Source organism: Martinezella sp. CNPSo 3732, assembly GCF_057784515.1.
On the sequence record NZ_JBXSOO010000001.1, the window covers coordinates 573852 to 587693 of the forward strand.

Sequence of the window (13842 nt, forward strand, 5' to 3'; positions counted from 1 at the left end):
GCTACGCTAACGCACGTCGGCCTGCTAGATTTTCCGGCAGACTTTCCGATAGAAGGTTCGCCAATTGCCTGGCGCGAGCACGGCCGGTGTGATCACCGTGAACGATGCGTTGCGCGAGATCGGCCATTCCGCGTCTCGTTTCCTCCGAAAGGCCGGTCAGCGCGCTGACCACGCCTGCGGCATCATGCGCGATCAAGATCGAGCGATCTCGTGGGAAAAGCTCATCGAGGCCACGCCAGAAATCGCTGATGATCGGCGTGCCGCAAGCGGCGGCCTCAAACAGACGCACACTTGGCGACCAGCCCGCCTCGATCATGTCGGATCGGGTAATATTGAGGGTAAATCTTTGCCGGCTGTAAAAGGACGGATGATCGGCGGGCGCGAGATGTTCGATGCGAGTTACATTCTCGGGCCAATCGATATCAGCGGGAAATTGCGGTCCGGCAACGATAAAGCGCATATGCGGCAGCTGCCGCGCCGGCTCTATCAGAAGCTTCTGCAGTTTCTCCTGACGGTCGGGGCTGTAGGTGCCAAGATAGCCGAGATCCCAAAAGGGTTCCTCGCCCGTATTCCTGTAACGCCGCTCATCGACGGAGCAATAGAGAGCCTCTGCCCGTGAGACGCCGAACTCCGTCATCAGCTGGTCGAGGACGCCTCCCCCCGAAAAAGACAGATAGACATCGAACAGCGGCATTTGATGCCTGGCGACATATTCCTGGTCGTCCTGTCCGAGTTTCGCAAGCGTAACCGGCGTGTCGATATCATAGAAGCATAAGAGCTGGGGCTTTAGCGCGGCAACCGTATCGATCACCGTTACGCCATCCGGCACATAGGAACCGATGATAACGACATCAGCGGCGATCAGTCGCCGCTCAAAGCGGCTCCTGAGTTCATCGATACTGTCGTAATAAGAAAGCTCGCAGAAATCCGGATCGCGAAGGTCTCTCTGCGCCGCATACCACGGAACATCCCGCTCGAGGAAAAGCACATGGTGCCCCTCGGCATGGAGACCTCTGATCAGGGAGCGGAATGTCGTGGCATGACCATTTCCCCAGGAGGAAGACAAGGAGAGGCCTAATATCACGATGTCGAGTGCACGGCTCATTCGGCAGCCTCCTTGCTCGCAAAGCGGGACCGCAAGAGTTGATCGACTTCGACGGCCCGATGCTGGTAAGTGTGCTCGCCAAGCACCCTCGCAAGCGCTCTTTTGCCGGTCTCTGCCGCGCGTTCGGGTGTCAGAGCAGACAGGATTTCACGCACATCCCGGCCGTCGCGCGCGACGAACACCTCCTCGCTCGGCGTCAGAAAATGGTCAATTCCTTCCCAATAGTCGGTGATAAGGCAGGCGCCGGCACCCGCCGCTTCGAACACGCGCGTGGCGGGTGAAAAGCCGTTCTCGGCCATGCTCTCGCGCGAGATGTTGAGCACTGCTCTCGGCGTCACGTTGAAGGCATTGTGATCGCGGGTGGGCACGTGCCCGACATAGCGGACATTGCCCGACATCGGCTTGTCGTCCCAGCCCGCGCCGCCCAGAAGAAAGCGCTGCGAAGGCATGGCTACAGCCGGCTCGAGGAAAAAGGCTTCGACCCGCGCCTCACGATCGGGCAGGCGATTGCCAAGGAAGCCGAGGGTTGCCTCGAAACGAGGATCGGCGGTGACGGGATGATGTGTCTGCGGATCGAGCGCGTTGTAGATCGGAATACATGCAGGCGCGCCAAGCTGCCGGTATTTTTTTACGACAGGCTCCCCACCGCCATAGGTCAAAATCAAATCAATGCCACCAAGCGCCTTACGAAGCGGATGGTCTGTGGACGTCTGCATTTCGGCAAGCGTCGCCGGCGCATCCACATCCCAGAAAATTTTCAACGCCTCCGGCCGGGCAGCCGTCATGACCTCCTGCAAAAGCAGATCGTCCTCGAAGCCGACGCCGCTCGTCTTGATGACAACATCGGCAAGGGCAGCCTCGACAGCAACCTTCTTCAGGGCGGCAATCGTCCCATCATAGACGACGACCTCGCACCAATCGGGCGGATCGATATCGCGATGTTCCTGGCGCTGATAAACGTCGGGCTCGTAGAAGGTGATGCGGTAACCCCTGGCCGCCAATGCCTTCAGCAGACCGCGATAATAGGTGGCCGCACCGTTCCAATAGGCCGAAAGAAGGCTCGAGCCGTAGAAAGCGATCTTCATTCCGCAACCTCCCGCTTATCCACTGCATTATGCCGATCCAGAATTTTCAGAAGTTCGTCCACGCGATGGCCGCAGGTGTGGCGCGTGCGAACGCGCTCCAAACCGGATGCAATCAGCGCATCGGCGAGCGCCTGGTCCGAAAGGACATCGCGAATGAGATGGGTCATTTCATCGCCGTTTCTGGCGACGAGAAAATCCTCACCGGGCCGGAAAAGCTCCTCGCAATCATCCCATGGCGCGGATATCAGCGGAATACCGCAGGCGAGTGCCTCGAAGACGCGTATCGTCGGAATACCCGGCAAGGATTCGACATAAGGGCGCCGGGGGATATGCACAGTCACGCGGTTTTCGGCAAACGCCCGCGGCACCTCGGCATTGGCGATCCAGCCGCCGTAATTGATGCCGGCTTTGCGCAGAGCCTCAAGTGCCGCCGGAGGATAGCGCACACCTCGCACGCTGGTCGTAAGTGCGTATTTCCCGATACGGCTCGCAGGCTCAACGAGAAAACGGCCGATCTCGGCACTGCGTTCATCGTCGCCCCAATTGCCGATCCATATGAGATCGCCCTTCTTTTCCACCTTGGGCATCGGCCTGAACAACGCCTCGTCGGCGGCTTCGTGCCACGTGAAGACATTGTTTCCCCACCCTGCCTTGAGATAGCGCTGACGCAAAGTCTCGCCAAAAGCGAGAATAAGGTCATAGTTCTCAAGATCGAGGCCTGCGATTTCGCTCCGTGCGGAGACGGCGCGATGGTGCGTGTCATGGAAGATGAGTGTGAAACGCCCACCGATGCGTCTGGCTTTACCAAGGCGCTTGACGAGTGCGGGATCCGTCCACTCGTGGACGACGACGACATCAGCATCGCTAATCGCCTCCTCGTGGTCGAAGGCGCTGTCGTAGGAGAGTGATGTCAACTGCGGGAATGTACGGCGGAAAGCTTCCAGCGCCTGCGGACCCTGATCCATGAAGAGATTGCGGCGGCTCCAGGAATCGGAAGGCTCCAGGGCAATCGCACTATGTCCGCGCTTGAGGAGCTCACGCATGACCCCCCGCAGGAAATGCGCATTGCCATGGTTCCAATCCGAAACGAGAGAGTGCGTGTAGAATACGAATTTCATGGATGCACCGCCTCCCTCTCTTCGGCATGTTGCATGGCACTTGCGTAAACGTTCAGAAGCGAGCGGCACTGATGATCGAGCGAATAGGCCTGCGATCGATTTTGTGCCGATAAACCTTTCTCTTTCCGCAGCCTCTCGTCCTCTGACAGCAAATCGATCGCATCGGCAAACCCGACGGCGTCGTGCGGATCTGCAAAGAGTGCGGCTCCGTCCCAAAGCTCGCGATAGGCCGGAATATCCGCTAATACGAGCGCGGCTCCGGCACGGGCTCCCTCAAGCGCAGCGAGCCCGAAGGGTTCGTAGAGTGAAGGCGAGACGACGATACCAGCCTGGGCCATAACGGCGGCGACCTGGTGATGATGCAATTCTCCCAGCTGAACGGCATGCCTGATGGAAAAATGCTGGCCGGACGGTCCATCCACAGCCCCCGCCATAAATATCTTCGAGCGTGAGAGGTGTGCGGCTGCATCCAATACCGCACCATTCTTGCCATCGTCCCACCATCGGCCAACCGCCAGGGCAAAATTCTCCTTTGGAGCCGGCTGCGCATGAAGTTCGCTTGAGTTATGGACGACCTTCAAAGGGGAGATCGGCCCGTAACACGTTTGGAGCGCATGCGCGTGGCTATGACTCGGCGCAACGACGATATCGGCGCGGTCGAAACCTCGCCGGTTGCGCGAGAATTGCCATCTCCATGGATCGGGGACACCCACACCGCGCACGGATTGAAACCATGTCACCACGCATGAATGCGAAACAACGACGACAGGCAGATCGATATCGAGACCGGCAGCCTGTGAGGGGAGATTGAGATGAAGCAAGTCTATCGAATACCGATCGATAAGCTCCCCGAGAAGATGGGAAATGGTGTCGAGCTCATCTTCATTTCCCGCCGTCCAATCCAAGGGTGCATCCAGCCAAACCAATGGTCCGATTGCAATTGCTTCCTGCTCCTGTTCGGAGGAAGGCGACGGCCCAAGCCCGGCGAACACTGTGTTGACCCCAAACCGCTGTAATCCCTTGGCGAGATCCATCGCGTATCGCCATACGCCGCCGACGGCATCGACCGTCATGAGAACCGTTCGTGGCTTGGGAGCGTTAAGCTTATAACCGGGCGAAGGCATTAAATTGGATTGGCAGACATCGACCTCTCCATTCATGCTGAGGCCCTCCGCTCGCGATAAGAATCGCCTAGACGATTGCTCACGAGCCAATCGCAAAGGTCACGCACACCGTTGCGCCATGATATTTCAGGTTCCCAGCCGATGACTTTGCGCAATGCGCTGGTGTTCGTGACGAAGTAAAGCTGATCCCCAACGCGCCAGTCGGAATGCATGGTCGCAATCGGCCTGCCGATGATCCTTTCGATTTCCCTGAGCACGATGCGAATACTCACGGCATTGTCAGGTCCTCCCCCGAGGTTGAAGGCCTTGCCTTTCGCTTCATCGATCGAGCTCAGCAGGCTCCGATAGGCACGGACGGCATCATCGACATGTAAAATGTCTCGCACTTGCCGACCGTCGCCATAAATCGAAATCGCTTCATCGTTCAGTGCGCGGATCAGGAAATGAGCGACCCAGCCTTGATCTTCGGTGCCAAACTGCCGTGGGCCGTAAATGCAGCTCATACGCAAAACGGCGGTGAGCGATCCGAAGGACTTGGCATAGTCGAGAACATATTGATCAGCGACACCCTTGGAGCAGCCATATGGCGTGCAGAAATTCAGTCCGCGATCCTCGTCGAAGCCGTGCTCGCGCAGCAATTCGTCAGCGGGTATATAGCGGTCTTCCAATCCGGCCATCGCGATGTCGTGGATGTCGCCATAAACCTTGTTCGTACTCGAAAAAATGACCGGCGCCCTGTTGCCCGCCTTGCGGACCGCTTCCAGCACGTTGAGCGTTCCGCGGGCATTCGTCTCAAAATCATGAAAGGGATGGTCGAGGCTGGTCGTCACCGCCGTTTGAGCCGCAAGGTGAAAGACCGCCCGCGCCCCTATGAAGTATGGGGCGATGGCATCGAAGTCGCGGATATCCGCGATTGCCGATTGAACGCGATCACCGTGATTGCTTTTCAGCCAACGCAGATTCTGCTCGACGCCGGGGCGGCTGAGATTGTCGAGAACGATCACGTCCTCACCGTCTCTGAGATAGCTGTCGGCGAGATTGCTGCCGATGAAGCCGCTGCCGCCAACGATAATGATGGGGCCTTCGGGTAATCTCATGACATGAGCCCTCGTTCCTTGAGATGCTTGGTCATCTCCGCATTCCTGTCGATAGCCTCGGTCGCCAGAACCCAATCCGCAAAGGACTCGAGCGACCCATCGAGATGGTAACGCGGCTCGAAGCCGAGCAATTCTCTCGCTTTTGAAATATCGGCGAAGCAATGACGGATATCGCCGCTGCGGGATTTGCCGGTAATGTCGGGCGCCAACTCCGGGGCTCCCATGGCAGCGGCAAGTAGCATTGCGACCTGCGCTATGGTATAGGCTTGGCCGCTGCCTATATTGATGACGTGACCTGCCGCCGGCTTGCGCTCCAGGGCCAGACGAAAGGCACGGGCGACATCGCGCACATGAACAAAGTCACGGCGCTGATTGCCATCTTCGAAAATCATGGGCGGCTGGCCATTGGAAAGACGCGAAGCGAAATTGGCGAGCACGCCCGTATAGGGATTGGAAAGCGCCTGACCGGCACCAAAGACGTTGAACAGACGTAGTGCTACTGCCTCGATGCTATAGGCGCGGCCGAAGATGAGCGTCTGGCGCTCCTGCGCATATTTGCTCAGCGCGTAGATCGAGACCAGATCGACGGGCTTTTCCTCATCCGTCGGCGCAGGCAGGAGCGGCTCTCCGTTGGGGCTCAGTGGATCCCACAGACCCTCGGCGAGACGGCTGACATCGCGCCGGATATAGCCGAGGCGATGCCCCACCGGCGAGACATACATGCCCTCGCCATAAACGCTCATTGAGGATGCAACGACTATTCGCTTGATCGGAAGGCCGATCATCGCTTCCAGAAGCACGGCAGTACCGAGATCGTTGGTTCCGACATAACGGGCAATCTCATACATGGATTGGCCGACACCGACCTCGGCCGCCAGATGGATGACGGCGTCAATGCCTTTCAGAGCTTCACGAACCGCTCCCTTGTCGCGCACGTCAGCACGAATGACATCCACAGTATCCATTACTTGCTGGAAGCCAGAAGGACCATGCACCTGATCGATCAGCGCATCGAGAACGCGCACCTGATATCCATTTTCTAGCAGTTCCTCAGTGACATGCCGGCCAATAAAACCGCATCCACCGGTGACGAGAACATGTGACATTGAGCACCTTAGGCTGTTGAGCTGAGAGGTTTTTGATCGCCCCTAACAGTGATCCCCAAGGAATGTTCCTGACGCTATGACATCATTATCTTTGTAGACTTCTTTCATAATGCGCTTGGTTTCGCTCATCAGGTGAGATCTTTGTATCTGCCTCGAAGCATCTTCATCATCTTCTGGAACAAGCCATGCGCATGCCAGTTAGGCACGCGTCTTCGGTCCAATACGACGATCGGATGGCTAGAACTGCCAGGAGAGGATGAATGAACGCGATCACATCAGTGCAGGCAGACAATATGAAAGCGGCCGTCGTGACGAGCCCCGGGCAGCTGCACGTACAACGCATGGCTATGCCCGAACCGGCCGCCGGCCAACTGCGCGTGAAATTGGAAGGATGTGGTGTATGCGCCTCGAACCTGGTGCCATGGTCAGGCCCCGAATGGATGCGGTTTCCGACAGAGCCCGGCGGACTGGGACACGAAGGTTGGGGGACTATCGATAAAATCGGAGATGATGTCACCGGCTTTGCTGTTGGTGATCGCGTTGCGACTTTAAGTCAGCATGCCTATGCCACCTACGACCTCGCCGATCAGGGCGACCTTGTCCGGCTACCCGTCTGGCTCGATAATCGCCCGTTTCCGGGAGAGCCGCTGGGTTGCGCTATGAATATTTTCAAGCGATGCGACGTTCAGCCGGGGCAGTTCGTTGCCATCGTTGGCATTGGGTTCCTCGGTGCTTTGCTGACGCAGCTGTGCGTGGCTACCGGCGCGCGTGTCATTGCGATTTCCCGAAGGCCATTTTCTCTGGAAATCGCCAGACGCGCGGGAGCGTTCGAAACTATAGAGATGACAGACCATTGGCAGATTATCGAGAAAGTGAAGCAAGTAACGCAGGGGCAATTCTGCGCTCGAGTGATCGAAGCCGTTGGCAAGCAATGGCCGCTTGATCTCGCAGCCGAACTGACGCGCGAGCGCGGACGCCTCATCATTGCGGGTTATCATCAGGATGGCCCAAGACAGATCAACATGCAGTTGTGGAATTGGCGAGGGCTCGATGTCGTCAATGCTCACGAACGGGATCCTGCCGTTTATCTTCAAGGCATTCGCGACGCGATCGCGGCAATCGAAGCCGGTCAGCTCGATCCATGGTCCTTCCTGACACATCGCTTTCCGCTTGAGCGGCTTGATGATGCCTTGAACATGACGCGGGACCGCCCTGACGGCTTCCTCAAAGCCCTGGTGTTATATTAATGAGCGTTCGCGACGGATACGCTAGGCGGAGCCGGGACAACGGCCTCCGGCTTGGTTTTCTGGGTGTCGGCTGGATTGGCAGGCACCGCATGAAGGCTATTCTGGATACCGAGTTGGTCGGAAAGACGTTCATCTGCGACCCATCGGCGGAGATGGCGCAAACAGCCGCGGAGCTTGCCGGGCAGGCCAAGATCGTACCTCGCTTCGATGACTTGCTGGCCGAACCGCTCGATGGAATCGTCATCGCGACGCCAAGCGCCTTGCACGCAGAACAGACCGTTGCTGCCCTGGAGCAGGGCATTGCCGTCTTTTGCCAGAAGCCGCTGGGCCGCACCCGAACCGAAGTCGAACAAGCGATTGCGGCAGCCCGGAAGGCAAACCGCTTGATGCAGGTGGATCTTTCCTACAGGCATACGAAAGCCATGAGCCTCATCCGTGACCTTGTCCGCAAAGGAGAGCTCGGCCGGATCTTCGCCGTCGATATGGTCTTTCATAACGCCTATGGACCTGACAAACCTTGGTTTTACGACAGGCAACGCTCGGGCGGCGGCTGCGTCATGGATCTCGGAATCCATCTGGCCGACTTGGCGTTATGGACACTCGACTTCCCCGGCGTCTCCGAGGTCCAAAGCCGCCTTCTTCGAAAGGGGGCTCCGATCCGTCCCGACAGTAACGATGTGGAAGATTTCGCCTTTGCGACCGTGACCTTATCCAATGGCGCCACTCTCCGGTTGGCCTGCTCCTGGGGCCTCAACGCCGGCCGCGATGCTGTCATCGGCGCAAACTTCCACGGAACGGAGGGAGGGGCCGCCATGCGGAACCTCAACGGTTCTTTCTATGATTTTGCCGCAGAACGATACAAGGGAACCCGCACCGATCTCCTTGTCGAACCGCCGGATGAATGGGGCGGCCGGGCAGCGGCAGCCTGGGCAACGCGTTTGGCCAAAGACAATAGCTATGACCCTGCCTGCGAGGGCCTGATCAATTCTGCCGCGGTTATTGACGCAATATATGCCGCCGGGAGTGACCGGATCGGCAAATATGAGATCGACAAATACTGATTTTGTGAAAACAGCTGGAACCAGCGACCCTCAGGTGAGTTCGATGCGATCTCAATGCATCAACTTATGGATCGCTACGATGCAATCGGGTGAAAGCCGCGGTTCGGGAGCATCGACACAAAGGTCGGATGTTCTTTCCGAAACGACACTTCCGCGCTGGGTGGTTCGTTCATTGGCCGACAACGGCATTACCCGCTGCGGCGAGGCTGCCGGCATGACGGACGACGCATTGCTGATGTTGAGGGGTGTCGGCATTCAATCCGTCAAACTCATCAGAACGGCGTTGGGATATCCTACTTACATTCCTCTCTCGCCTTCCGATATACCCGCATGCGCCGGTGAACCGTCAACGATCGAAGATGGCGGGACGGTTGGCCACTAAGGCGCGGACGCGTTCTTCATAGCGTGCCACGGCATTCGTCAGACGGTCTAGTTCGGCGAGATCGGGGCCTTGTGCCGCCAAAGACCAAAGGCCGATCTGAAAACCCAGATAGCATGCCTCGAATACGTCAAGCACATCCTTGCGCACATCGCGACCGGTTTGCGTTGCAACGATCTGTGCCAAATGCAGCCGCTGCGCTTTCGATAGATCGAATTCCACGCAGGCGCCTGCGACATCCCAAGCGACATCCTGGCATCCGATGAGATCATGAGAGGCATTGTGATCCAGCGCATCGGTCTTCATCAGGCGGCCGTCTTGTCGCCTTACCCATTCCCATCGGTGAAGCCGATTATCCGTATCCGTCCGCCGCAAATATTTCGTCAGGCGATGCGGCCGGCCGATCAACCGCGCGATGCGATCGGCAATCTCGCTTCCGAGGGCTTCCTCGATATTGACGACAGCCATTTGACATAGATCGGAGAGCGATGCGCCTCCATGTGCGGCAGGAAGGTGACCTGCCCGGAAGCCAAGATATTGGCCTATCTGCTCAACCATCTCCGTCGATACCGGATCGGCCGCAATTGGGTAGCCCTCTGCCCACGGTTCGACAATGAAGCCGTGGCAGGTTCCAAGCACTGGCGGCGTGAAGCCGGCCTCGCTCAACAGCTTGCCTCTTGCCTGCTTGGTTGCCGCATCGCAAAGCCCGGCAAATTTCATCAGATAGCGCGCCTCGCCGTCCGACAGCAGAAATTTCAGCTTTTCCTGCTGCCGGTAGCTCGGCGGCCAATTTTGCGGATCCTCATAGCGAAGCCTTCGCCACTCACCTCCCGACAGGTCCTGCCAGGTACCTCCGTTCACACCCAAGAACTCGCAAGCCCACGATTTCAGACTATGTTTCTGTTCCGGCCCATCCAGGATCAACTCGTGAACATCGACGACATGCGGCCGGCGCTGCCTCCATCGGCGAAGATGCGCCTTGCTGACCTGCCCACCTGGCTCGCCCTTGTGACTTGGAAAAAAATGAAGGCGCTCGGCCGGGACGCCGTGGGCCTCGAGCCAATCCGCAATGCAGCCGAATGAACTGCCCGACAATCCGGGGCCTTCATCGACAATGGCGAAGTCCGTATCAGGTCGGCTCAGCATGCGATTTTGCAACGTTTCCCCTGGCAGCACGTGCCGACGGAAAGGATCGCCCGTCGGCCGCAAGGAATATGCAGGCCCGGAGCCGAGCGCAGCCGCGACAAGCGCGCCGAGGCCCACGCCAATACTGCGCACGCCGATCACAACGGTCTCGGAGGCGAGGCCTGAACGCAAGGCCGCCTCCAGAAAGCTCTCGGGATAGAGCGCATAATAAGCGTAACCTTCCGGCCGCCTTATTCGGATGGGTTCTTTGAGCCTGAGGCACTCCAGCAAAGCTTTCCAATCGGCCGAACGCGTCAGAGGTCCTGCGAAATTTCCTTGCCACGACTGCAGAAGCATCCGGGCTTGCAGCAACAGCAGCTCTGCACCCGCATTCTGGGTGTCGGAAATTTCGTCGCGGCCTCTTTGCTGAAATTCACGATCGGCAAGCCCTTGGACGAGCTCGCCGGTCATAATGAAGGTCTGCACGAGGAGTTCATGCCGATGGCGATCCGGCTTCATGCATAAGCACGCTGCCATGTCATCTGAGATCCGGCAGCATATTGATGCGGCCTCCTCGACACGCTCCATATCTCCGTAGACCAGCATCGTTGTACCTCTTCAGTCCGAACCATATCGAACGCGCGAAACCGGCTTGCGATCCATTGAATGATTTTTTCTGGAACAGTTGTCTCCTCTCTTTGTTTGAAGATGGCTTTGTAGATGCTGGAGAAAGACATGCGTTCCCATTCCATTCGAGTAGCTATCGTCGGTGTCGGCAATTGCGCGTCCTCGCTCGTGCAGGGGCTGACCTATTATCGCGATGCTGAAAGCAACGAGCCGGTCCCCGGCCTCATGCATGTGGATCTCGGCGGATACCATGTTCGCGACGTCGAGATTTCGGCGGCTTTCGATATTGCCGCTTCGAAGGTCGGAAAGGATGTCGCCGAGGCCATTTACGCAGAGCCGAACAATACCCAACGTTTTGCAGAGGTTGCGCCGACAGGCATCAAGGTCAACCGCGGCCACACCCTCGACGGTCTGGGTCAATATTTGAAGGACGAGATCCCGCAATCGGAAGAGCCGGTCGCCGACGTTGCCGAAATTTTGCGCCAGACTCAGACCGAAGTGCTTGTCTCCTATCTTCCGGTGGGGTCCGAGGAGGCCACGCAATGGTATGCCGAACAGGCGCTCGCCGCAGGGTGCGCCTTCGTCAACTGCATCCCCGTTTTCATCGCCTCGAAGCCTGAATGGCAGCACCGCTTTGCCGAAAGTCGCCTGCCCCTCATCGGGGACGACATCAAAAGCCAGGTGGGCGCGACGATCGTCCATCGCATGCTCGTCAACCTCTTCCGCGAGCGCGGCGTTAGGATCGATCGCACGTATCAGCTGAACTTCGGCGGTAATACGGATTTCCTCAACATGCTGGAACGCGAGCGGCTTGAATCGAAAAAGATCTCCAAGACGCAGTCGGTGACGAGCCAGCTCGATGTTCCGCTTGCTCCGACGGACATCCATGTAGGACCCAGCGATCATGTTCCATGGCTCGCGGATCGCAAATGGGCCTATATCAGGCTGGAGGGGACGACGTTCGGTGGCGTGCCGCTCAATGCCGAATTGAAGCTGGAAGTATGGGATTCGCCCAATTCGGCCGGTGTGGTCATCGACGCGATACGCTGCGCCAAACTGGCGCTCGATCGCGGCATCGGCGGCCCTCTGGTCGGTCCCTCGAGCTACTTCATGAAATCGCCACCCCGCCAATTCACCGATCAGGAAGCCCGCAGGCGCACGCAGGCGTTCATCGAGGACCAGGAGGATGCCCTGCCCGGAGCGGCGGAATGACGACGACCTTCTTCCTTGTTCGTCACGCAGCTCACGACAATCTCGGCGCTTTTCTTGCAGGCCGCACACCGGCGATCGTTCTCGGCGAAGCCGGCTTGTCGCAGGCAAACCGCCTTGGGTTGCGCATGATGCGCGAAGATCTGGACGCGGTTTACAGCAGCCCGCGTGAACGGACCCGGCAGACGGCGGAGGCAATCGTCTCGGCATGCGGGCTGGGTTCCCCACAGATCGAAGAGGCGCTGGATGAAGTGAACTTCGGCGATTGGACCGGCAAGACCTTTTCGATGCTCGATCAAGACACCCAATGGCGCCGCTGGAACACGATGCGCAGCCTTGTAAGGGCGCCGAACGGCGAAACCATGCTCGAGGTCCAGACGCGCGTTTGGAATTTGATTGAAGACCTCTCCAGCAACGCCGAAGGCAAGAGGCTGGCGCTCGTCTCCCACGGCGATGTCATCAAGGCGGCCGTCAGCCACATTCTCGGCCTGCCGATCGACGCTTGGCTGAGGTTCGATGTGGAGCCGGCATCCGTGACCCACATGGTGGTCGGAGATTGGGGAGCGAAAATCATCACCCTCAATGAAATGAATCCATGAGCTTGTCGCGGGAGGCCAGCATGATCAAAGCAGCTATGATTTGGAACGAACCAAACAACAAGTCGCACTGGGATCCGGAGATAGATCCGGACTGGAGCCGGTTTGCCGAAATGGCGATATTGGCCGCTGACGCGATCGCACTTGCGAATCCCGATCTGATCAAGGTGCTTGGCGGCATCTCTCCGATCGATCCCGCTTTCATGGACCGAATGAAGAATTACGGCGTCTTGGACCATCTCGACGCCGTCGCAGTCCACGGCTTTCCGCTGGATTGGAATCTCTGGCAGATCGACGAATGGCCGCAGAGAATTGCGGAAATCGCTGGTGTCACCGATCTTCCCGTCTGGGTCAGCGAGGTGGGCGTATCCAGTTTTGGCGCCGAAGACGTGCAGCTTTGGGGCTTGAACCGTACCGTCGAGCTGCTCAAGGGAAAGGTGCCGCAATTCCAGTGGTACAGTCTGTTTGACCTTCCGAGATCATGGGAAGCGACGACGCGCCATAAGGAAGCGGAGGGTTCTTCCTATTATCGGCACTACTACATGGGTCTTCTGCGGGAGGATGGAACGCCGAAGCCGGCCCTTGAGGCCTTCGCCCGGCATGCCCCGGAACTCGGCTTGGTTCAATGGTTCCACTTCGAAGATCCGCGACTTGACGAGGCTGTCGCCTGGATGAAGCGGCTCGGAGTGAAATCGGTCAGGACAGGCCTTTCCTGGGCGGATCGCTTCCGTCCCAATGCGCTGGGCTGGTTCGATCGGCAAATGCGCAGCCTCGAAGACTTCGATGTCACGGTCACCTTCTGTTTCACGCCGGAGCATCGAGGCATCGCCCCTCATCATACGAGTGCACCGCTGGTGCCCGAGGAATTCGCCGAATTCTGCCGCGAAATGGTCGAGCGCTATGCCCCTCATCAGGCCGCCGATCGCTTCGATCGTCCGCCATCGGCTATGACGGCTTTCTAAG

General features: G+C 58.2%; 12 protein-coding genes and 1 pseudogene. 6 read left to right on the forward strand and 7 right to left on the reverse strand.

All coding sequences use genetic code 11. The annotated features are described in order from the left end of the window. Position 1 precedes the first annotated feature (1 nt). From AC13RM_RS02605 to AC13RM_RS02630, 6 genes and pseudogenes are all read right to left on the reverse strand, one after another. A complete protein-coding gene (locus tag AC13RM_RS02605; protein ID WP_374817635.1) occupies positions 2–1105 on the reverse strand; it encodes a CgeB family protein in 1104 nt (367 codons plus the stop codon). Next, on the reverse strand, positions 1102–2190 hold the full coding sequence (locus AC13RM_RS02610) for a CgeB family protein (RefSeq protein ID WP_374817638.1): 1089 nt from the start codon (positions 2188–2190) through the stop codon (positions 1102–1104). The genes AC13RM_RS02605 and AC13RM_RS02610 overlap by 4 nt, the downstream gene beginning before the upstream one ends. Then, positions 2187–3308, reverse strand: a complete 1122-nt coding sequence (locus AC13RM_RS02615; RefSeq protein ID WP_374817640.1) for a CgeB family protein — start codon at positions 3306–3308, stop codon at positions 2187–2189. Before AC13RM_RS02615 ends, AC13RM_RS02610 begins: the two co-directional genes overlap by 4 nt. After that, entirely contained in the window at positions 3305–4381 is a 1077-nt protein-coding gene (locus AC13RM_RS02620) for a glycosyltransferase family 4 protein (RefSeq protein ID WP_374817954.1), read from the reverse strand. The genes AC13RM_RS02615 and AC13RM_RS02620 overlap by 4 nt, the downstream gene beginning before the upstream one ends. 83 nt (positions 4382–4464) lie before the next feature. Beyond that, positions 4465–5574, reverse strand: a pseudogene (locus tag AC13RM_RS02625) (NAD-dependent epimerase/dehydratase family protein); the annotation flags it as partial. Then, complete coding sequence (locus AC13RM_RS02630; RefSeq protein ID WP_374817642.1) at positions 5526–6635, reverse strand: NAD-dependent epimerase/dehydratase family protein; 1110 nt, start codon at positions 6633–6635, stop codon at positions 5526–5528. The gene AC13RM_RS02630 and the pseudogene AC13RM_RS02625, both read right to left, overlap by 49 nt. A gap of 260 nt (positions 6636–6895) precedes the next feature. On the opposite strand from AC13RM_RS02630, the gene AC13RM_RS02635 reads away from it, so the two are divergent. The 3 genes from AC13RM_RS02635 to AC13RM_RS02645 are packed head-to-tail and all read left to right on the forward strand — an operon-like array spanning position 6896 to position 9325. Then, a complete protein-coding gene (locus AC13RM_RS02635; protein ID WP_440479909.1) occupies positions 6896–7882 on the forward strand; it encodes an MDR/zinc-dependent alcohol dehydrogenase-like family protein in 987 nt (328 codons plus the stop codon). Further along, the gene (locus AC13RM_RS02640) at positions 7882–8943 is read left to right on the forward strand and encodes a Gfo/Idh/MocA family protein (RefSeq protein ID WP_374817646.1); all 1062 of its coding nucleotides are present in this window, start codon (positions 7882–7884) and stop codon (positions 8941–8943) included. Before AC13RM_RS02635 ends, AC13RM_RS02640 begins: the two co-directional genes overlap by 1 nt. Further along, positions 8924–9325, forward strand: a complete 402-nt coding sequence (locus tag AC13RM_RS02645) for a hypothetical protein (protein ID WP_374817648.1) — start codon at positions 8924–8926, stop codon at positions 9323–9325. The genes AC13RM_RS02640 and AC13RM_RS02645 overlap by 20 nt, the downstream gene beginning before the upstream one ends. On the opposite strand, the gene AC13RM_RS02650 is transcribed toward AC13RM_RS02645, so the two are convergent. Then, positions 9290–10933, reverse strand: a complete 1644-nt coding sequence (locus AC13RM_RS02650; RefSeq protein WP_374817650.1) for a hypothetical protein — start codon at positions 10931–10933, stop codon at positions 9290–9292. The two genes, AC13RM_RS02645 and AC13RM_RS02650, sit on opposite strands and share 36 nt — an antisense overlap. A gap of 249 nt (positions 10934–11182) precedes the next feature. Between AC13RM_RS02650 and AC13RM_RS02655 the strand changes: the two genes are divergently transcribed. From AC13RM_RS02655 to AC13RM_RS02665, 3 genes are read left to right on the forward strand one after another with little or no spacing between them, the layout of a single operon-like run. Beyond that, positions 11183–12286 carry an inositol-3-phosphate synthase gene (locus AC13RM_RS02655; protein ID WP_374817652.1) on the forward strand — a complete coding sequence of 368 codons (1104 nt, stop codon included), beginning with the start codon at positions 11183–11185 and terminating at the stop codon, positions 12284–12286. Beyond that, positions 12283–12882 carry a histidine phosphatase family protein gene (locus AC13RM_RS02660; RefSeq protein ID WP_374817654.1) on the forward strand — a complete coding sequence of 200 codons (600 nt, stop codon included), beginning with the start codon at positions 12283–12285 and terminating at the stop codon, positions 12880–12882. Before AC13RM_RS02655 ends, AC13RM_RS02660 begins: the two co-directional genes overlap by 4 nt. Positions 12883–12902: 20 nt before the next feature. Further along, positions 12903–13841: a glycoside hydrolase 5 family protein gene (locus AC13RM_RS02665; protein ID WP_374817656.1), complete on the forward strand. Its 939-nt coding sequence runs from the start codon at positions 12903–12905 to the stop codon at positions 13839–13841. Position 13842 lies beyond the last annotated feature (1 nt).